This is a genomic window from Nocardia sp. NPDC046473, from assembly GCF_040645995.1.
In the GTDB taxonomy this organism is placed as follows: Bacteria; Actinomycetota; Actinomycetes; order Mycobacteriales; family Mycobacteriaceae; genus Nocardia.
Genome location: NZ_JBEYZJ010000002.1, coordinates 116,414 through 136,368, shown reverse-complemented (window position 1 = coordinate 136,368; position 19,955 = coordinate 116,414). Strand labels below are relative to the sequence as shown.

General features: G+C 67.4%; 19 protein-coding genes and 1 tRNA gene. 13 read left to right on the top strand and 7 right to left on the bottom strand.

All coding sequences use genetic code 11. From position 1 onward, the window contains the following. Window positions 1–16: 16 nt before the first annotated feature. The 10 genes from ABZ942_RS06105 to ABZ942_RS06060 are packed head-to-tail and all read left to right on the top strand — an operon-like array spanning window position 17 to window position 10,162. The gene (locus tag ABZ942_RS06105) at window positions 17–781 is read left to right on the top strand and encodes an ABC transporter permease (protein ID WP_150403813.1); all 765 of its coding nucleotides are present in this window, start codon (window positions 17–19) and stop codon (window positions 779–781) included. A gap of 4 nt (window positions 782–785) precedes the next feature. Then, a complete protein-coding gene (locus ABZ942_RS06100; protein WP_357379630.1) occupies window positions 786–1,637 on the top strand; it encodes an ABC transporter permease in 852 nt (283 codons plus the stop codon). A gap of 6 nt (window positions 1,638–1,643) precedes the next feature. Beyond that, window positions 1,644–2,840, top strand: a complete 1,197-nt coding sequence (locus tag ABZ942_RS06095) for an MCE family protein (RefSeq protein ID WP_357379628.1) — start codon at window positions 1,644–1,646, stop codon at window positions 2,838–2,840. Next, a complete protein-coding gene (locus tag ABZ942_RS06090; RefSeq protein ID WP_357379626.1) occupies window positions 2,837–3,859 on the top strand; it encodes an MCE family protein in 1,023 nt (340 codons plus the stop codon). The genes ABZ942_RS06095 and ABZ942_RS06090 overlap by 4 nt, the downstream gene beginning before the upstream one ends. Then, on the top strand, window positions 3,859–4,923 hold the full coding sequence (locus tag ABZ942_RS06085) for an MCE family protein (protein ID WP_357379624.1): 1,065 nt from the start codon (window positions 3,859–3,861) through the stop codon (window positions 4,921–4,923). Before ABZ942_RS06090 ends, ABZ942_RS06085 begins: the two co-directional genes overlap by 1 nt. Beyond that, window positions 4,920–6,188: an MCE family protein gene (locus tag ABZ942_RS06080; protein WP_357379622.1), complete on the top strand. Its 1,269-nt coding sequence runs from the start codon at window positions 4,920–4,922 to the stop codon at window positions 6,186–6,188. The genes ABZ942_RS06085 and ABZ942_RS06080 overlap by 4 nt, the downstream gene beginning before the upstream one ends. After that, window positions 6,185–7,429, top strand: coding sequence for an MCE family protein (locus ABZ942_RS06075; RefSeq protein ID WP_357379620.1), 1,245 nt, complete (start codon window positions 6,185–6,187; stop codon window positions 7,427–7,429). Before ABZ942_RS06080 ends, ABZ942_RS06075 begins: the two co-directional genes overlap by 4 nt. Next, window positions 7,426–8,853: an MCE family protein gene (locus ABZ942_RS06070; RefSeq protein WP_357379618.1), complete on the top strand. Its 1,428-nt coding sequence runs from the start codon at window positions 7,426–7,428 to the stop codon at window positions 8,851–8,853. Before ABZ942_RS06075 ends, ABZ942_RS06070 begins: the two co-directional genes overlap by 4 nt. After that, window positions 8,850–9,665, top strand: a complete 816-nt coding sequence (locus ABZ942_RS06065) for a hypothetical protein (protein WP_357379616.1) — start codon at window positions 8,850–8,852, stop codon at window positions 9,663–9,665. The genes ABZ942_RS06070 and ABZ942_RS06065 overlap by 4 nt, the downstream gene beginning before the upstream one ends. After that, window positions 9,662–10,162, top strand: a complete 501-nt coding sequence (locus ABZ942_RS06060; protein ID WP_357379614.1) for a h domain protein — start codon at window positions 9,662–9,664, stop codon at window positions 10,160–10,162. The genes ABZ942_RS06065 and ABZ942_RS06060 overlap by 4 nt, the downstream gene beginning before the upstream one ends. A gap of 13 nt (window positions 10,163–10,175) precedes the next feature. Here ABZ942_RS06060 and ABZ942_RS06055 read toward each other — a convergent pair whose 3' ends face one another. The 4 genes from ABZ942_RS06055 to ABZ942_RS06040 form a co-directional block, all read right to left on the bottom strand. Further along, the gene (locus ABZ942_RS06055) at window positions 10,176–11,633 is read right to left on the bottom strand and encodes a HAMP domain-containing sensor histidine kinase (protein ID WP_357379612.1); all 1,458 of its coding nucleotides are present in this window, start codon (window positions 11,631–11,633) and stop codon (window positions 10,176–10,178) included. Then, on the bottom strand, window positions 11,630–12,367 hold the full coding sequence (locus ABZ942_RS06050; protein ID WP_357379610.1) for a response regulator transcription factor: 738 nt from the start codon (window positions 12,365–12,367) through the stop codon (window positions 11,630–11,632). The genes ABZ942_RS06055 and ABZ942_RS06050 overlap by 4 nt, the downstream gene beginning before the upstream one ends. A 67-nt stretch (window positions 12,368–12,434) precedes the next feature. Then, window positions 12,435–13,991: a trehalose-6-phosphate synthase gene (locus ABZ942_RS06045; protein WP_357380330.1), complete on the bottom strand. Its 1,557-nt coding sequence runs from the start codon at window positions 13,989–13,991 to the stop codon at window positions 12,435–12,437. 88 nt (window positions 13,992–14,079) lie between these two features. Continuing rightward, complete coding sequence (locus ABZ942_RS06040; RefSeq protein ID WP_150403824.1) at window positions 14,080–14,271, bottom strand: hypothetical protein; 192 nt, start codon at window positions 14,269–14,271, stop codon at window positions 14,080–14,082. 144 nt (window positions 14,272–14,415) lie between these two features. Here ABZ942_RS06040 and ABZ942_RS06035 point away from each other — a divergent pair, with 144 nt between their 5' ends. The 3 genes from ABZ942_RS06035 to ABZ942_RS06025 all read left to right on the top strand — a co-directional run bounded on the left by ABZ942_RS06035 (window position 14,416) and on the right by ABZ942_RS06025 (window position 15,853). Next, window positions 14,416–15,249 (top strand): alpha/beta hydrolase, encoded by an 834-nt coding sequence (locus ABZ942_RS06035; RefSeq protein WP_357379608.1) that lies wholly within the window; start codon window positions 14,416–14,418, stop codon window positions 15,247–15,249. Between the two features lie 173 nt (window positions 15,250–15,422). Further along, window positions 15,423–15,665: an MbtH family protein gene (locus ABZ942_RS06030; protein ID WP_011207082.1), complete on the top strand. Its 243-nt coding sequence runs from the start codon at window positions 15,423–15,425 to the stop codon at window positions 15,663–15,665. A gap of 116 nt (window positions 15,666–15,781) precedes the next feature. Then, window positions 15,782–15,853: transfer RNA gene (locus tag ABZ942_RS06025), tRNA-Thr, on the top strand. 121 nt (window positions 15,854–15,974) lie between these two features. Here ABZ942_RS06025 and ABZ942_RS06020 read toward each other — a convergent pair. Genes ABZ942_RS06020 through ABZ942_RS06010 form a run of 3 tightly spaced genes read right to left on the bottom strand, consistent with a single transcriptional unit; the run spans window position 15,975 to window position 19,877 of the window. After that, window positions 15,975–17,897, bottom strand: coding sequence for a glycoside hydrolase family 9 protein (locus tag ABZ942_RS06020; RefSeq protein ID WP_357379606.1), 1,923 nt, complete (start codon window positions 17,895–17,897; stop codon window positions 15,975–15,977). 55 nt (window positions 17,898–17,952) lie between these two features. Further along, window positions 17,953–19,155 (bottom strand): HAMP domain-containing sensor histidine kinase, encoded by a 1,203-nt coding sequence (locus tag ABZ942_RS06015; RefSeq protein WP_357379605.1) that lies wholly within the window; start codon window positions 19,153–19,155, stop codon window positions 17,953–17,955. A gap of 47 nt (window positions 19,156–19,202) precedes the next feature. Beyond that, window positions 19,203–19,877, bottom strand: a complete 675-nt coding sequence (locus tag ABZ942_RS06010) for a response regulator transcription factor (RefSeq protein WP_357379603.1) — start codon at window positions 19,875–19,877, stop codon at window positions 19,203–19,205. Between the last annotated feature and the right edge of the window lie 78 nt (window positions 19,878–19,955).

The window sequence follows — 19,955 nt, the reverse complement described above, 5'->3', positions numbered from 1 at the left end:
GCAAGGAGGTTCAAAGATGAACGAGGTCCTTGCTGTGCCATTGCGGGCGGTCGGCGGGTTCTTCGAACTGACGGCCGAAGTAGCGCGTTCCAGTGTGCGCAGGCCATTTCAAGGACGCGAGTTCATCGACCAGTCCTGGTTCATCGCACGCGTTTCCATCGTGCCGACACTGTTGGTCGCGATTCCATTCACCGTTCTGGTGAGCTTCACGCTGAACATCCTGTTGCGCGAGATCGGCGCGGCCGACCTCAGCGGGGCGGGCGCGGCCTTCGGCGCGGTCACCCAGGTCGGCCCGATCGTCACCGTGCTGATCGTCGCGGGGGCCGGCGCCACCGCCATCTGCGCTGACCTGGGCGCGCGCACGATTCGCGAGGAAATCGACGCGATGCGGGTGCTCGGCATCAACCCGGTGCAGCGGCTGGTGGTGCCGCGGGTGCTCGCGTCGATGTTCGTCGCGCTGATGCTCAACAGCCTGGTGTGCACCATCGGCATCGTCGGCGGATTTCTGTTCTCGGTCTTTCTGCAGGACGTGAACCCCGGCGCCTTCGTCAACGGCATCACGCTGCTGACTCATTTGCCCGAATTGGTCATCTCGGAGGTGAAGGCCGGATTGTTCGGGCTGATCGCCGGGCTGGTGGCCTGTTATCTGGGTCTGAATGTCAAGGGTGGTCCCAAGAGTGTCGGTGATGCGGTGAATCAGACCGTTGTCTTCGCCTTTATGGCTTTGTTCGTGGTGAACGTCGTGGTCACCGCCGTTGGTATCAAGTTCACGGCGCGGTGACCGCATGGCCTTCGTGATCGAATCCCGCTTCCCGCGTACCGTGCGACGAGTGCGTCGGATGTCGGACTCGCTCGATTCTGTTGGTAAACATGCTGTGTTCTATGCACAGGCCCTGGGGGCTATTCCGCGTGCCCTGACGCACTACCGCACCGAAACCATTCGGTTGATCGCCGAAATCAGCATGGGCAGCGGTGCTTTGGCGGTGATCGGTGGCACCGTGGTGATCGTCGGCTTCCTTACCCTGTTCGCGGGTGGCACCATCGCCGTGCAGGGGTACAGCTCGCTCGGCAATATCGGCGTCGAGGCGCTCACCGGCTTCTTCGCGGCATTCATCAATGTCCGCATCGCGGCGCCGGTGATTTCCGGCATCGGACTGGCCGCCACCATCGGGGCCGGGTCGACCGCGCAGCTGGGCGCGATGCGGGTGGCCGAGGAGATCGACGCGCTGGAATCGATGGCGATCCGGCCGGTGCCGTATCTGGTCGGCACCAGGGTGCTGGCCGGGATGATCGCGATCGTGCCGCTGTACGCCCTCGCGGTGATCGCGTCGTTCCTGGCCAGCCGGTTCGCGACGGTGGTCATCTACGGGCAGTCGGCGGGCGTGTACGACCACTACTTCTCCACCTTCCTGATCCCGAGCGACATCCTCTGGTCGTTCGCCCAGGCGATCTTCATGGCGCTGGCGGTCATGCTGATCCACACCTATTACGGCTTCCATGCCTCGGGCGGACCGGTCGGGGTCGGCGTCGCGGTCGGCAACGCGGTGCGGGCCTCGCTGGTCGCGGTGGTCACGGTGACCCTGCTGATCTCGCTGGCCATCTACGGCACCTCCGGCAACTTTCACCTCTCCGGGTAAACCGATATGGCGGATTCGAACAAAGTGCGCGCAGCAGTGGGATACAAGTTGGCCGGTGCCGCGATGGTGCTCGCGCTGGTCGCGATCGTCGCCGTCGCGCTGGTGATGTTCGTCGGCGGGTTCACCTCGACGGCCACCGTGACGATCGACGCGCCCCGCGCCGGGCTGGTGCTCGACCCGGACGCCAAGGTGAAGGTGCGCGGCGTGGAGATCGGCCGGGTGGTCTCGATCGATCAGACCGCCGACGGCGCCAGCCTGAAGCTGGCGCTCAATCCCGAACAGCTGAAGCTGGTTCCGGCCAACGCGGGCGTCGATATCCGCTCCACCACCGTCTTCGGCGCGAAGTACGTGAACTTCACCGTGCCGCAACAGCCTTCGTCGGCCTCGCTGCAACCGGGCGCGCGGGTGACCGCGCAGCACGTGACCGTCGAATTCAACACGCTGTTCCAGCACCTGTCCGACGTGCTGGCCAAGGTGCAGCCGGAGAAGCTGAACGCGACGCTGTCCGCGCTCGGCACGGCGCTGCAGGGCCGCGGCGAGAAGCTGGGCGACCTGCTCGCCCGCAGCGACGCCTACCTGCGCGACATCAACCCGTATCTGCCGACACTGCAACAGGACCTGGTGAAGACCGGTGACGTCACCAACCTGTACGCCGACACCGTGCCCGACCTGTTGCGCACCGTCGACAACGCCACCGTCACCAGCCAGACGCTGGTAGACGAGCAGCAGAGCCTCGACGACGTGCTGGCCAACCTGATCGGCCTGGCCGACACCACCGGATCGGTGTTGCGCGAGAACGAGGCCAACTTCAGCACCGCACTCGATCTGCTGCGACCGACCACGAGCCTGCTCTTCGAATACGCCCCCGCGCTCAGCTGCATCATCAACGGCCTCGGCCCGATGATGCCGCTGGCCGAGGAGGTATTCGGCGGCAAGCTGCCCGGCATCGGGATGAACACCAACTTCATGTTCGGCGCGCAGCCCTACAAGTATCCGGACGACCTGCCGAAGGTGAACGCGACCGGCGGCCCGCACTGCGAGGGCGTGGTCGATCGAGTGCCGGACAGCCATGCGGGTTACGTCGTCACCGACACGAACGAGGGAGCCCCGTACGTGCCGAGCACGGGTTTCACCAAGCCCAACGAGGCACCGAAGGTCTTCCAGCTGCTGTTCGCCGGACTGCCGGGGGTGGGCTCGCTGTGAAGAACACCGCCACGACGGTCAAACTGCTGATCTTCACGCTGGTGATGGCGCTGGTGTTCGCCGGTCTGGTGATCGTGTTCAGCCAGATGCGCTTCGCCAGGGAGTACGGCTATCACGCCGTGTTCACCAGTTCGTCGGGGATGTTGCCCGGCTCGAAGGTGCGCATCGCCGGCGTGCCGGTCGGCTCGGTCTCCTCGGTGAAGGTGGGCAAGGACCATCTCGCGCACGTCGAGTTCGACGTCGACCGCAAGTACCGGCTGCTCACCAGCACCCGCGCCACCGTCCGTTACGAAAACCTGGTCGGTGACCGGTATCTGGAACTGCTGGAGGGGCCGGGCACGAACGAGGTGCTGCCCGACGGCGGCACCATCGACAAGGACAAGACGGCGCCCGCGCTGGACCTGGACATGCTGCTCGGCGGGTTCCGGCCGCTGCTGCGCGGCCTGGACCCGGCCCAGGTGAACGATCTGACGGGCGCGCTGCTGCAGATCTTCCAGGGCCAGGGCGGCACCCTGGTTTCGCTGCTCAACAGCGGCGGTTCGTTCGCCAAGACCCTCGCCGACCGCGATGAGCTGATCGGCAACGTGATCAACAACCTGAACACGGTGCTGGCGACCATCGATCAGCGTGGCGACCAGTTCGCCACCACGCTCGACGAATTGCAGCGGCTGGTCAGCGGTTTGGCCGCCGACCGGGACCCGATCGGTGACGCGCTGCCCCGCATCGCGGGCGCGACCCGCGACCTCACCGGGCTGCTGCAGACGGCGCGGCCGGACCTGCGGTCGACCATCGAGCAGACGGGGCGACTGTCCACCAATCTCGACAACGGCTCGGACACCCTGCAGTGGGTGCTCGACAAGTTGCCGGACACCTACAAGAAGCTGATCCGCATCGGCGCCTACGGCTCGTTCCTGCAGCTCTACGTCTGCGGGACCAACCTGGTGGTGGACGGCCCGAACGGGCAGCCGATGCAGGTGAACCTGCCGGGTAAGCAGACGACCGGAAGGTGCACGCCCTGATGAACGAGCGATCACGCGCCGTCACCATCGGCATCGTCGGGCTGGTTGTCGCGGCGTGTGTTGCCCTGTCCGCCTTGCAGTTCGGCCGGTTGCCGTTCATCCACGGCGGCGCGACCTACACCGCGTACTTCGCCGACGCGGGCGGCCTGCTGCCCGGCGACGCGGTCCAGGTGGCCGGCGTGCGGTCCGGCGAGGTGGACGACGTGCACCTGGACGGCGCCAAGGTGCTGGTCCGGTTCACCCTCGACGAGTCGATCGTGCTGGGCCAGAAGACCTCTGCCGCGATCAAGACCAACACGGTACTCGGCCGCAAGTCGCTCGAGCTGACCCCGACCGGATCGGGTACGCTGCGGCGCACCGACCCGATTCCGTTGGACCGCACCACCTCTCCGTACTCGCTCAACGACGCGCTCGGCGACCTCGGCCGCACGGTGCACGGGCTGGACATGGATCAGGTGGACAAGACCCTGGACACGCTCTCGGCCACCTTCGCCGACACCCCGGCGCCGCTGCGGGCGGCGCTGGACGGCGTAACCGCCTTGTCGCGCAGCATCAATGCCCGCGACCAGGCCCTGTCCGAGCTGCTGACCAGGGCACAGAACGTCACCAAGATCCTGGCCGACCGGAGCAACCAGATCAACGCGCTGCTGCTCGACGGCAACAACCTGCTCGGCGAGCTGGACCGGCGCCGCGCTGCGATCGGGCAGCTGATCGTCTACGTCAACGAGGTGGCCAAGCAGCTGTCCGGCCTGGTCTCGGACAACGAGCCGATCCTCAAACCCGCACTGGACAAACTGAATTCGGTGCTCGGCCTGTTGCAGCGCAACAAGCAGAACATCTCCGACGCGCTCGACAGCCTCGGTCCGTACGCCGCGGCGCTCGGCGAGCAGGTCGGCAACGGGCCGTGGTTCAACGCCTACGTCGTCAATGCCACCAGCACCGAGTTGCAGCCGCTGGTCGATGCGCTGGTGTGGCCGGAGCATCTGCCCGAGGACCTGCGCAATATCTTCACCAACCCGGCACCGCCGTCGATCGGGCCCGCCATTCAGGAGCCACCGCGATGAACATGCTGGACAGAGCTCGCAAGTTGCCGCGCTGGGCGCTGCTGGTCGCCGGCGGGCTGGTCGCCGTGCTGGTGGTTGCCGGGGTGTACAGCGGCGTGAGCCGGATCGGGAAGACCTCGATCACCGCGTATTTCCCGTCGACATCCGGGCTGTACCAGGGCGACGAGGTCCGGGTGCTCGGCGTCGACGTCGGCCGGATCGACTCGATCGAGCCCGGTAAGGATCGGGTGAAGGTCAAGATGACCATTGATCGCGGGATCGACCTGCCCGCCGACGCACGCGCGGTGATCATTTCGCCGTCGCTGGTCTCGGCACGGTTCATCCAGGTGGCGCCCGCCTACGTCAGCGGCCCGAAAATGCGTAGCGGCGCGGAGATTCCGCTCGAGCACACCGCCGTGCCGGTGGAGTGGGACGACATCAAGGCCGAACTGTCCAAGCTGTCAACGACTCTGGGCCCGGTCGGCGACGACCCGCAGGGCTCGTTCGGTCGCTTCGTCAACACCGCCGCCGACAATATGGACGGCAACGGGCAGAAGCTGCGCGACACGTTGCGCGAGCTGTCCGCGACCCTGAACACGTTGTCGGACGGGCGAACCGATCTGTTCGGCACCATTCGCAATCTGCAGAAGTTCGTCGACGTGCTGTCGGCTAGCAACGAGCAGATCGTGCAGTTCGGCGGCAGGCTCGCATCGGTGTCCTCGGTGCTCGCGGGCACCTCGCAGGAACTCGGTGCGGGACTGGACAATCTGGATACCGCGCTCGGCGATGTGAAGCGGTTCCTGGACGGCAGCGGCGCCGAACTCACCGAGGGCGTGCAGCGGCTGGCCGACGTCACCCAGCAGCTGGTGGACAAGCGGCCCGAGCTCGAGCGAGTGCTGCATTCCGGGCCGACGGCGCTGGTGAACTTCTATCAGATCTACAAGCCTGCCCAGGGCACGCTGGCCGGCGCGGTCTCGCTCAACAACACGGCCGATCCGCTCGGCTTCCTCTGCGGTTCGGTGCGGGCACTGGAAACCAACGACTCGGATCGCTCCGCCGATCTGTGCGCGCAGTACCTCGCGCCGGTAATCAGCTCGCTCGCTATGAATTACGCGCCGATCATGCTGAATCCGGCCACCGGCGTGCACGCGTTCCCGAACCAGCTGACCTACAGCCCGCCGAGCCTGGCCGGGCAGACCGCACCGCCGGGTCCGGCGCCCGGTCCGGCCCCGGTGACCGTGCCGAACGGCCTTACCGGACTGGCTATTCCAGGAGGAGGGCGATGAAGCGGCCGCGCCGGATGGCACTGCTGGTGGTGGGTCTCGCGGTGGCCCTTGGCATCTCGGGCTGCGAGTGGGACGGATTGAACTCACTGCCGATGCCGGGCACCGAGGGCACCATGGACGGCGCGTACACGGTGCGCATCCAGATGCCGAATGTGACCACGCTGACCAGGAATTCGCCGGTCCGGGTCGACGACGTGACCGTCGGAACGGTGTCGGATATCGAGGTGGAGGGCTGGCACGCGCTGGTCACCGTCACGCTGAATCCCAGCGTGCGACTACCCGCCAATGCCGTCGCCAAGATCGGCCAGACCAGCCTGCTCGGCAGCAACCACGTCGAGCTGGCCCCGCCGAGTGATGCGGTGCCGCAAGGACAGTTGAAGGACGGCGACCTCATACCGCTGGAGCGGGCAGGCGCCTATCCGACGACGGAGCAGGTGCTCTCGTCACTGTCGGTGGTGCTCAACGGCGGTGGCATCTCGCAGCTGGAAACGATTACCCGCGAACTGAATTCCGCGCTCAATGGGCGGGCGAACGATATCCGCGATCTGTTGCCGCAGCTCAACGAGCTGACCACCAACCTGGACAAGCAGCGCAACGACATCATCGCGGCGATGAGCGGACTGGACCGCCTCGGCGGCCAACTGGCCCAGCAGCGCGACGTGGTCGCCGCCGCCATCGAGCGCATCCACCCCGCGCTCACCGTGCTCGCCGACCGCACCAAGAACATCACCGCGACGATCAACGCGCTCGGTGACCTCAGCGACGTGACCGATCGGCTCATCGCCAGCAGCGGCGACAACCTGAAGGCCAATCTGCGCAGCCTCGCCCCGGTGCTGCAGACGCTGGCCGACACGGGGACCAACCTCATCGAGTCGCTGAAGATCATCCCGACCTTCCCGTTCCCGATGAAGAACCTCGACAAAGCGATCATGGGCGACTATCTGAACCTGTTCATCACCGTCGACCTCACCGGAAAACGCCTGGACAGCAACTGGTTGACCGGCTCGCCGCTCGGCGGTCGATTCGGCGGCGTCGAGGGCGTGATCGGTAGTTTCGCGCCCGACACCGCGACGCAGAGCGGCAATCCGGCGACCGGACCGCTGCAGCCTGCGCCCGCTCCCGGCGCCCAGCCCACGCCGACCATTCCCGGCCTGCCGCCGATTCCCGGGCTGCCCGCCATCCCCGGGCTGACCGTGCCGCTGCCGGGAAACACTGCGCCACAAGGGGGTCCGGGCCGATGACGCTCACCCGATTCGTCCGCATCCAGCTGTCGATCTTCGCCGTGCTGACGGTGATCGGCCTGGTGATCATGGGCGGGGTGTATGTGAAGGTGCCCGCCATGTTCGGCATCGGCCGCTACGAGGTCACGGTGCAGCTGGAGTCGACCGGTGGTCTCTACCCGACCGCCAACGTGGCCTACCGGGGCACGAATGTCGGTGTGGTCAAGGATGTTCGGCTCACGCCGAGCGGCGTCGAGGCGAAGCTGTCCATCGACAGCGACTACAAGGTGCCCTCGGACGTGAACGCGTGGGTGCGCAGCGTCTCCGCGGTCGGCGAGCAGTACGTCGACCTGATTCCGGCCGATCACCCGGTCGGCGGCAATCTGGCCGACGGCGCGGTGATTCCGGTGGGGCGCACCAAACTTCCGCAAGACGTCGGCTCGCTGCTCGACCAGTCCGACCGGCTGCTGTCCAGCGTCGCCGACACCCGGCTGCGGCAGGTGATCGACGAGGCGTTCAAGGCGTTCAACGGCGCGGGCCCGGACCTACAGCGGTTCATCGACTCGGCCTCGCTGCTGGTGCAGGAGGCGCAGAACAGCGCGGAACCGACGAAGAAGCTGCTGGATCAGATCGGACCGCTGCTGGACACCCAGATCGAGTCCGACGCGGCCATCCGGTCGTGGACCAGCGACCTGGCCACGGTCACCGACCAGCTGCGCGCGCACGATCCGTCGCTGCGCAATGTGCTGCGCGACGGGCCGTCGGCGATGCGGCGGGTCAGCGCGCAGTTCGAATCGCTGCGGCCGACGCTGCCGCTGCTGCTGACCAACCTGGTCAGCACCGGGCAGGTCGGCGTCACGTATCACGCTGGGCTGGAACAACTCCTGGTGGTCTTCCCGCCGCTGATCGCGGCGCTGCGGACGATCATCCGCGGACCGGTGGAGTACGGCGCCATGGTCGACTTCATGGTGGTGGTCAACGACCCGCCCGCCTGCACGACCGGATTCCTGCCGCCCAACGAACGCCGCTCGCCGAGCGAGCTGGATTCGATCCCCTCGCCGCCCGGCCTGTACTGCAAAGTGCCGCAGAACTCGCCGGTCGACGTGCGCGGCATCCGCAACACGCCGTGCGCGGAATTCCCCGGCGTGCGAGCGCCGACCCCCGAGCTCTGCCGGACCGGTTATGTCCCGGAAGGGGACAACCCCGCGTTCGGTCCGCCGCGCCCGGTAGCGCCCGCGTCCACGCCGGTCGCGCCGGGTTCGACACAGGTGGCACCCGCCGCGTACGGCACCGGCACGCCCGCTGCCGCGAGATCCTATGACCCGTCCACCGGCCAGTACATCGGCCCGGACGGCCGCACCTACCGACAGGGCGATATCGGACCGGGCGGTTCTGGCACGGTACCGTCGAGCTGGCAGGCGATGCTCGAGGAGCAGCAACGATGAGTGAAAACGCAGATCAGCACCGGACGCGGCGACGCGCGGTGCGCTCGGTGGGTCCGCCGGCGGACGAGACGGCGCGCCCCGCTGTGACGTCGGTTCCGGTCGCGAAGGCCGACACTGCCGCGTTCACGGCTCGTGCCGCGGCGCTGGGTGGTCAGACGACGTCCGCCGACGGTGAAAACACGTCCGGTGGCACGGCTTCCGCCTCGGCGGCGAAGGATTCGGCACCTGTCGACGCCGTGGTCGCCGATGCGGCCGACAGCACGGTGGTCGACCTTGCGAAGGGCGCGCCCACCGATGCGCAGGACGCCGAACCCGAGCGGACCAAGCGCGGTGCGTGGCGCACCATCGGCGTCGCCGCGGCCGCGGTCCTGGTGCTCGCGCTGTTGGTCGGCGCGGGCTTCGCCGGAATGAAGGTGCGTTCGATCGACGCCCGCGACGAGCGTCGCGGCGAATACGAGCAGACCGCCCGGCAAGCCATCCTCAACCTCACCACCATCCGTGCCGATTCCGCCAAGGCCGATATCGACCGGATCCTCTCGGTCGCCTCCGGCCAGTTCAAGAACGAATTCGACGGGCGGGTCGACCCGTTCATGAATATCGTGCAGCAGGCCAAGGTGGTCTCCAACGGCGAGATCATCGACGCGGCGCTGGAAAGCGACAGCGACGACTCCGCGTCGGTGCTGGTCGCCGCCAAGCAGTCGCTCACCAACGCCGGCCAGCAGGGCGAGCAGACGCGGTTCTACCGATTCCGGGTCACCGTGAGTCGCGGCGACTCCGGCATGACGGTTTCGAAGGTGGAGTTCGTCGGATGACACTTCGTGGAATGACCAAGCGCGGCAAGATCTTCCTGGCCACCCTGAGCGTGCTCGCCCTGGCGGCGGTGGTGGTGCTCGGCGTCAGCGGCTACCGGATCTGGAACGACAACCAGGCCGAGCAGGCGCGCAAGGACGCGGTGACGGCCGCGAGCCGAACGGTTTCGGCCATGTTCACCTACGACTTCCAGACGGTGGACAAGGAACTGCCGAAGGCGGCCGACAACCTCTCGCCGAAGTTCAAGGACGACTACCTGAAGCTCATCGAGCAGGCAATCGCCCCGGGCGCCAAGGAAAAACAGCTCAACGTCAAGGCGACCACCCAGGCGGGCGGCGTCGTTTCCGGCGACACATCGAAGGTCGTCGTGCTGCTGTTCCTGAATCAGGTGACCACCAGCAAGGATTCGCCGGAGGGCACGACTACCGGCAGCCGGGTCCGGGCCACGGTGGAGAAGGACGGCGATCGCTGGCTGGTCGATCAGGTCACGCCGGTTTAACCGAAAACCGCTGTCACGCCGTCGTTTCCCGCGGCAACCGAACGGTGAAGGTGGTGCCGACGCCCTCGGTGCTGCGCACATCGACCGTGCCGCCGTGCGCGCTGACCAGCGCCTGCACGATGGACAGGCCGAGCCCGGTGCCGCCGCTGGTGCGGGCGCGCGAGTTATCCGTGCGGTAGAAGCGCTCGAAGATCCGGTCGGCCTCGTCGGCGGGTAGGCCGGGGCCGGTGTCGGCGACCTCGAGCAGGACCTCGTCGGCGGTGGGGGTGAGGCGCACCGCGACGGAGGCGTCCGGCGGGGTGTGCGTGAGCGCGTTGTTGAGCAGGTTGGCCAGCACCTGGCGCAGCCGGGTCTCGTCGCCGGTGACCTCCAAAGTGCCTTCACCGGTTTCGATTTCGAGTTCGATGCGGCGGCTGGAGCCGTTCGGATGCGCGGCGGCCGCCATCGCCCGCGCGCTGTGCACGGCGTCGCTGGCCACGGCGAGCAGATCGACCTGGCCCTGCTCCAGCGGGCGCTGAGCGTCCAGCCGGGCCAGCATCAGCAGGTCCTCGACCAGGATGCCCATCCGCTGGGATTCGCGTTCGATGCGGTCCATGAAGAGGTCAGGGTCGGTGGTCGCGCCCTGGCGGTAGAGCTCGGCGAAGCCGCGGATGGTGGTGAGCGGGGTGCGCAATTCGTGGCTGGCGTCGGCGACGAACTGGCGCATCTTCGCCTCCGACCGCTTGGCCGCGGCCTCGGACGCCTCGGTTTTCGCGAACGCCTGCTGGATCTGGGTGAGCATGCCGTTGAGCGAGCGAGACAGCCGGTCGACCTCGGTGTTGCTGCCGCGCACCGGGACTCGGCGATACAGGTCACCGCGGGCGATGGCGGCGGCGGTGTTCTCCACCCGCAGCAGCGGGCGCAGGCTGCGCCGGATCACGAAGTACGCGGCGAAGGCCAGCGCGGTCAGCACGATCAGCCCGACGACCAGTTCCAGCATGACGAGCCGTTGCACGATGTCGAAGTTCTGGTTGAGCGGCAGCGCCACCGTGGTGGTGCCGTCCGGAACGCGGACGGTCAGGGTCCGCCATTCGATCGGCCCGCCGCCGATCGAGCGCACGGTCATCGGCCCGATCTCCGGCGAATCCGGCAGTGCGGGATCGACATCCAGGCCGAACGCCTTGATGACGTAGACCCGTCCGTCGTCCTGCACCGAGCGGACATAGAACTGGCTGGTGTGCCGCGGATCGCCCGGCAGACTCGGCGGCGGCGGTACCCGGCGGCGCGACCATTCGATCGCGCCGTTGCGCAGCTGCTGATCGGTGCGGTCGGTCAGCGAGCGTTCCAGGCCCGAGGTGACCACCATGCCGGAGATCAACAGCCCGAGGCCCGCGGTGGCGACCAGAATCAGCATCAGTGTCACCCGCAGGGGGATCGCCGACAACACACCGGAGGTCTTGGCGCGCAGCGCCGCGATCCGGCCCTCCGTCATTTTCCAGCCGACCGGCTGCGACTCGGGGCGCGCATGACGTAGCCGACACCGCGCAGGGTGTGGATGAGCCGCTCGTCGCCGGTGTCGACCTTCTTGCGCAGATACGACACGTAGGTTTCGACCACGCCGACCTCGCCGCCGAAGTCGTAGCGCCACACGTGATCGAGGATGCGCGGCTTGCTCAGTACCGTGCCCGCGTTGACCATGAAGTACCGCAGCAGGGTGAACTCCGTGGGCGACAACGCGACCGGTTCGCCCGCCTTCCACACCTCGTGGGTGTCGTCGTCGAGTTCGATGTCCTCGAACCGGAGCCGGGAACTCTCCCGCTGTGGCGCGACGTGCCCGGCGCGGCGCAGGATCACCCGCAGCCTGGCCACCACTTCCTCCAGACTGAACGGCTTGGTGACGTAGTCGTCGGCGCCGAGGGTGAGGCCGGTGATCTTGTCCTGCACCTCGTCGCGCGCGGTCAGGAACAGCACGGGGGAGTCGATGCCGTCCGCGCGTAGCCGGCGCAGCAGGCCGAAGCCGTCCATGCCCGGCATCATCACGTCGACGATCAGCGCCTGCGGCCGGAAGCTGCGCGCCTTGTCCAGCGCCTGCGCCCCGTCGACGGCCGTATCCACCGCGAAGCCCTGATAGCGCAGGCTCACCGCGAGTAGCTCCACGATCATCGGCTCATCGTCGACCACCAGCACCCGAGCCTCGGGTGCCTGCTCCGCAGGCGCACCACTCATGGGTTCATAGTCCGTTATCCGGCTGCGAACTTGCTGGACCAAACCTGGGTGATTCCTGTGAAGCGGGTTAGCGTGACGGCTGCCGCTCCTCCGGGTAGGTGTCGTCGTCGGTCAGCAGCGCGCTGCCCGCGACCTGCCCCTGCGCCAGCGCCTCGAGGAAGGCGCGGGCCCAGCGGTCCACGTCGTGCGCGAGGACCTGGCGGCGCAGCGAGCGCATGCGGCGGCGTTTGGTGTCGCGATCGTCCTCGATGGCGGAGACGATGGCGTCCTTGACGCTGTCCAGGTCGTGCGGGTTGCACAGGTAGGCCTGCCGCAATTCGGCTGCGGCGCCGGTGAATTCGCTGAGCACCAGGGCGCCGTTGAGGCCGCTGTGGCAGGCGACGTATTCCTTGGCGACCAGGTTCATCCCGTCGCGCAGCGGCGTCACCAGCATCACGTCGGCGGCGACGAAGAAGGCGATCAGCTCGTCGCGCGGGATGGGCCGGTGCAGATAGTGCACCACCGGGTAGCCGACCTGGGCGAACTCGCCGTTGATCCGGCCGACCTGGCGCTCGATGTCGCCGCGCATCTGGATGTAGCTCTCCACCCGCTCGCGGCTGGGCGTGGCGAGCTGGACCATGACGGTCTCGGACGGATCGATCCGCTCCTCCAGTAACAGCTCCTCGAGCGCGTTGAGCCGGATGTCGATGCCCTTGGTGTAGTCCAGCCGGTCGACGCCGAGCAGGATGTTCTTCGGATTGCCAAGTTCCGCACGGATTTTCGCGGCTCGCTCGCGGATGGAGCGGCGCCGGGAATGCTCGTCGAGTTCGGCCGAGGAGATCGAGATGGGGAACGCGCCGACCCGGACCGTGCGGAAGCCGACCTGCACGACGCCGAGCTTGGAGCGGACGCCGACGGTGCCGCGCGAGGTCGGCTGTCCGGCCAGCCTGCGGGCCAGGTACAGGAAGTTCTGCGCACCGCCGGGCAGGTGGAAGCCGATCAGGTCGGCGCCGAGCAGGCCCTCGACGATCTCGGTGCGCCACGGCATCTGCATGAACAGCTCGACCGGCGGGAACGGGATGTGCAGGAAGAAGCCGATGGTCAGGTCGGGGCGCAGCATCCGGAGCATCTTCGGCACCAGCTGCAGCTGATAGTCCTGCACCCACACGGTGGCGCCCTCGGCGGCCACCTTCGCGGTCGCCTCGGCGAAGCGCCGGTTCACCGTGACGTAGGCGGCCCACCACCTGCGGTCGTAGACCGGGCGCACGATCACGTCGTGATAGAGCGGCCACAGCGTGCCGTTGGAGAAGCCCTCGTAGTAGTCGGCGACCTCCGCCGCCGTCAGCGGCACCGGATGCAGCTCGAGGCCGTCCTCGATGATCGGATCGACGTCCGCGTCGGGCACCCCCGCCCAACCCACCCAGGCGCCTTTGTTGTTGCGCAGCACCGGTTCCAGTGCCGTGACCAGACCACCCGGACTGCGTTTCCAGCGGGTCGTGCCGTCGGGCAGCCGTTCCAGGTCGACCGGCAGCCGGTTGGCCACGACGACGAAGCCGGAACCGGATTCGGCCGGGCCGGTGCTCGTCGCGGTGGTGTCGTCAGGTGCCGTGTCTAGGGCGGGGTCGGAGTCGTCGGACGAAGTCATCTGGTGCACTCACGCATCCTTTGCGCGTCGCTGGGTCCCCCCGGGAGTCCGGTGCGTCGACGTCGCCGTTGGCGTCGAAAGGCTGGGCTTATTCTGCCCGGGCGCTCGGTGCGATGCCGAGCATCGACAACAGCATCCGGCACTCGTCGGCGTCCTCGGCGTAGGCCGCGACAACGCGCTGTGCCTGACGTGCGGTTTCGTCGGCAAGTGGTTCCAGATCGTCGTCCGCGATGTCGTTCGCGCTGCCCTTCGCGGCCATCTTCAAGTCCTCCCGGTTCACTACGCTCGTACGTGCGAATAGTCAATGGTATCTGTCCTCAGCAGGCGCGGGTGGCACCCGCGTCAGACCGGCCCCCGGCCGGTGTGCCGACTCCCTCCGCCCCTATACCGTGGGGCGGAGCATCAACTCCACGAAAGGGTCGATATGCCGCTGGCCACGGTGAACGGAATTTCCCTCAACTACCAGGTCAAAGGTGACCGCGCGCGGGGTACCGATGTCAAGGGTTCCGGGCCGCTTGTGGTCATGATCATGGGCACCGGCAGTCCCGGCCGGGTCTGGGACCTGCATCAGGTGCCCGCACTGGTCGCGGCGGGATACCGGGTGTGCACCTTCGACAACCGCGGTATCGCACCCTCGTTCGAGGCCGCGTCCGGTATGACCATCGACCAGCTGGTCGCCGATACCGCCGGACTGATCGAGTTGCTCGACGAGGGTCCCGCGCTGGTGGTCGGCACCTCGATGGGTGCGCGGGTCGCGCAGGAACTGGCGCTGGCCCGGCCCGAGCTGGTCCGCAAGGCGGTCTTCATGGCCGGCCACGGGCGCCTCGATCAGTTCCAGAAGACGCTCTCGCTCGGCGAACACGATCTCGACGCCAGCGGGGTGAAGCTGCCGGAGAAGTACGAGGCCGCGGTGACCGCGGTGATGAACCTGTCGCCCGCGACGCTGGCCGAGCCGAACTCCGCGCGCGACTGGCTCGACCTGTTCGAATTCACCGGCGGACCGGTGACGCCCGGCATCCGCGCACAGCGTCGGATGGATCACGATTTCGACCGGGTGCAGGCTTACCGTGCGATCACGGTGCCGTGCTTGGCCGTAGGCTTCGCCGACGACCGGATGATCCCGCCCTACCTGTCCAGGGAAGTTGCCGAGGTCATCCCCGGTGCGCGCTACCAAGAGGTGCCCGACGCCGGCCACTTCGGCTACCTGGAACGTCCCGAGGCCGTGAACAAGATTCTGCTTGACTTCTTCGCGAGCTGAGATTCCCCGGCCAGAGGTAACCGCCCAGGCGTAACGTCTCCCTTGCTAGGGTCGAAACAACGCTCGGGACTCCAACGGCGCGCAAGTCTGTGGAACCTCTCGGTTCGTCGGACCCGGCGCCGGGCGATCCACGAGCGATCCCGTACATAGCGCCAGTATCCAGTGAGGTGAAATTGAGCACCAACCCCTTCGATGATGAAGACGGCCGCTTCTTCGTTCTGGTCAACGACGAGGAACAGCATTCCCTGTGGCCCGCCTTTGCCGAGGTCCCGGCCGGATGGCGGGTCGTGTTCGGCGAGGACAGCCGCGCTGCCTGCGTCGAGTACGTCGAAAAGAACTGGACCGACATGCGTCCGAAGAGCCTGCGCGACGCGATGGCCGCCGACGACGCGGCCCGTCAGGGCGCCCAGTCCTGAACTCGCGGTAGCTCAATACTGCGCCGGGACACCCGCCGACTGCGTGATGCCGTAAAGCCGGTGTCACGCAGTCGGTGTGTCCGGCTATGATGGCAACCGCTTTTCGAAGACACCCCGCCTCCTTAGCTCAGTGGTAGAGCACCGCTCTTGTAAAGCGAAGGTCGTCAGTTCAATCCTGACAGGGGGCTCACCCAAAAACGGGTGGTCAGACCGAGTTCGGTCTGACCACCCGTTTTGCTTCGGTCCAGAACAACGTCGGGCACCACGCGATCGGAGTGAACTATGACGGGCCCCTCCGACAGCGCACCCTCAGCTTTGTGACAGGGCGAAGGCGAGCATTGCGGTTGAGGTGAAGTCGATCGAGGGTTCCACACTCTGCCATGCGCCGACGTCGTCGAGGAAGCGGGCTTTGTGCCCGTCGAAATCGGTCCAGGGTGTACCGGGATCGGCGGAGCAACGTTTCATGGTCGGGAAGGTATTGAGTTCGTCGAGTTTTTCCGCGGCGTTCGGGCCGTTCACGACGGCGCCGCGCAGGATGTCGCCGTTGCCGTCGAGGCTGCCGACGAGGTTGGCCACCTGGTGTTCGGGGCAGTGCGGGTAGACCTCGCCCGCACCGATGAGGAAGGTACTGCCCCAGGAGTTCGCACCAAGGGCCCAACTGCGCTGTTGCGTACCGAAGGCGTCGTAATAGTGGTCACCGGTGGCCTTGCGGTACAGCTGCGCGGTGGTGACGAGGCCGAAAGTGTGTGGTACCGAGTCGAAGTCGGTGTACACCGCCCCTGCTCGGAAGGGGTCCTCGGCGGCTCGGTTCATGCCGTCGTCCAACTGTCGGCGCAGGTCTTTCCGCAGGATCTCACCGTTCTCGTCGCCTGCCTGCAGGAGTGTGCCGAGATCGGCGTGGGCGAGGGCGCTGACATCGGCGACGCCGAGGGTGCCCTTGGTGTCGGCGGAAATGTACTGTGCCGCCCAGTGAGTGGCCTGCTGCTTCCAGTCGGCGGCGCGGGTGTCGCCCAATGCTGTGGCGGCCAGGCTCATTTCGGTTGCGCCGAACTCCATGTCGTCCTGCCAGGAGTTCTCGGGGTAGAAGTTATGCGGGAACGCGGTGATCAACGCGTCGCCGGGCTCGGTATTCGCCTTGGCATAGACGGCAGCCGCTTTGTCCAGCCAGGACCTGGCGGCAGCGGGATCGTCGTTGGCACTGTTCTGCGCAGCGAGCGCGAAGACCGCGGCTACCCGCCCGGCCAGGTTCGGGCTGATCGGTGCGCCGGGCTCGTTGGCCCGGAACACCGGCCGGTTCTTGATCAGGTAGTCCGGGGCGCCCGGTTGCACGTTCAGAGCATCGTCGGTCTCGGGTAGCCGCCAGATGTCGTGGTCGGTGTGGACGTTGTCGTTGCCCGCGCCGATGCCGACTTGGGCGTAGAGGGTGCCGCTCTTGCCTTCCCACATCTTGTCCAGCCAGGACAGCCCATGGTTGGCCTCCTGCACCAGGCCCGCGGCGTGCGGAGCGATGCGCAGCGCAAGCAGGAGGGCGGCGGTGCTGAAGGCGGTGGTGTGGGTGAACTTCAGGAAGTCACCCGCGTCGAACCAGCCGCCGGACACGTCGACGGGTCCGCCGATCGGGGTCAGCGCCGCGTCGAGCAGCTCGTTGCCTTCCTCGTTGTACCGGGGAGTGGCGTACACGGTGGCCTGGCGGTCCGCCAGGTGTGCGGGCTTGCGGTGCAGCACATCCGCAAGCACGTCCGCGCCGTCGCGCTGGGCCTGGAAGAAACGGACGTTGTCCTCGATAAGGGGGGTGAGCAGCTGCGCGGCGGGCGCGATGCGGAACATCGGGGAGCTGCCCGAAGCCGTGCCGGTGAGCTCGACGCGATAATTGCCGGGAGTGTCGAGACTGGAGAGGTCCACGAGGTGGACTGCGGGGTACTTGCTGCTCCAAGTGCCGGTGCGGGCGCCGACCTTGCCCGTGGTCAGGATGGTGCCGTGTTCGTCTACCACCCGGTAGCCGGCCTGGCCCAATTCCGTGTCCGACCCCATGACGAAGGCCTGCTTGGCTTCTCCGACGGCGTAGCCGGCTTGGTTGACCCGGATCGCGGGCGGGTGGGTGCTCGACGGGCTTTCGTCGTTAGGACTGGTCCCGCCCGCAGGGAGGGTGCAGGCGGTGATCGCGAGGGTGAGAGCTGCCAGCAGTGTGGTGGAGCGCAGGCTCCAGGTGCGGCCGAGTCGAAATGTGGACATGAGCCGCACCCTGCCCGCTGCTAGATGAGATGAAGATGAGGAACGGCTGTGCGGTTCAGCCGCTTGTGCGTGCGGGTAGCAGCAGCTGCGCCAATGCCCCACCGCCGGGTGCCTGCGACATCCGGGCGGTGCCGCCGTGCAGCTCGGCCACCCACGCGACGATCGCCAGGCCGGTGCCGGTACTTGCGGCGCCGGTGACGCGGCGTTCGAATATCCGAACCCGGTCTTGCGGGGGCACACCGGGGCCGTGGTCGCTTACCTCGATCCCGGTGGCCGTGACCGTCACGTCGACCGCCGTGCCACCGCCGTGGCGTAGCGCGTTTTCCACGAGGTTTCGGACCGCTTGGGCCAATAGCTCGGGATCCCCGTCGACGATGACGGGCTCGCTGGTGACGGTGACACCGGCGGGATCGGGTAGCTCCCGGATGGTCTGTCGGACCAGTTGGTCCAGGCGCAGCGGGGTGAGTTCGGCGGCCTGGGTCCCGGCTTCCACCCGGGCGCGGGCCAGCAGCCCGGTGACGAGCCGGCCCAACCGGTCGACCAACCCCAATGCCTCGTCCAGAGCCGCGGGTGCGCGTTCCGGTGAGCCGCTGCCGTGCTCCACCACCAGGCGCAGGGTGGCCAGCGGTGTGCGCAGTTCGTGGGCGGCCTCGGCGAGGAACTGCTCCTGCTGCTCGAGTCCCTGTAAAGCGGGCCGCATCGCGCGTCCGCTCAGCAGGTGACCCGCGGCGGCCGCCGCCAGTACCAGTGCCGCGCAGCCAAGAGCTAGCCACTCGATCAGCCGTTGGTGGGCGGCCTGGCTGAGGGCCGGGTCGGCCCCGACCAGCACCGTGGCGCCGATACTGTCCTCGTCCCAGACCGGGGCCGCGGCCCACCGATACTCGCTCCCATCGGCGGCCGCAGTGGTCACCAGGACCGTCTCCTGATCGTGTTGCACTTCCTGCCAGATCTCCCGGAGTGCCCCCTGCGCGGGCAGGGCCGCCGGGGACGGGTAAGCGGAGCGGATCTGCGGTCCAGAACTCGGGGATGCCTGCAGGATGGCGAGCATCTCGGCGCTGCGGGCGAGCTCGTCCTCGGGCAGTGAGTCCAGCCGCAGCGTGCCCTGCGCGTCATAGAACAACGTGCGGGCCAGGCCGTCGGCGCGGTGACTGACCGCATTGTCGAGGTCATTGGTGCGCGAATGGCTGTCGGTGCGCACCGCGATGGTGGCCAACACCAGCAGACACAGAGCGGTCGTCGCCGCGAACAGCAGAGTCATCACCCACCGGGCGCGATGCAGCCGCGCGAGTGCGGGCGTTCGCGACGTCACTGGTCGGTGGCCGGGTCGGCGATCCGGTATCCCACGCCGCGCATCGTCACGATGAGCTCCGGTGGGCCCAGCTGACGGCGCAGTTGACCGATGAGGACATCGACGACGTTCGACAGCGGTTCGGTCTGCTCGTCCCAGCAGCTTTCGATGAGTTCACTGCGGGTGACCACCTCTCCCGCACGCATCATCAGCACCTCCAGGACCGCGAACTCCTTTGCGGTCAAAGCCAGCAGCACGCCGCCTCGCCGCACCCGTCGGCGTGGATGATCCAGTTCGAGGTCACCGACCCACAACTGCGGTGGCCGAACAGGTTGGCCGCGGCGGCACAGCGCGCGCACCCGGGCGTTGAGCTCGGCGAACGCGAAAGGTTTGACGAGGTAGTCATCCGCGCCGTGCTCGAAGCCGGTCACGCGGTCGCTGACCGCGTCCAATGCGGTCAGCAGCAGGACCGGGAGTGTGGAACCTGCTGTGCGCTGGGCGGCCAGCAGGGTCAGCACGTCACCGTCGGGCAGCATGCGGTCCGCGATCAAACAGTCGTAGGTGTTGACGGCGAGTTTGAAGTCGGCGTCGGCCAGATCGACCGCGACATCGACCGCGAAGCCTGCCTCGCGCAGCCCTCGGGCGATTGCCGGGCCGAGCTCGGAGTCGTCCTCGAGGACCAGTAGGCGCATGCCAAGCGACGCTACTTGGCCAGGTCGTTAGTTCGATCCTGACCGGGGCTCATCCGAAAAGGTGGTCAGACCGGGTTT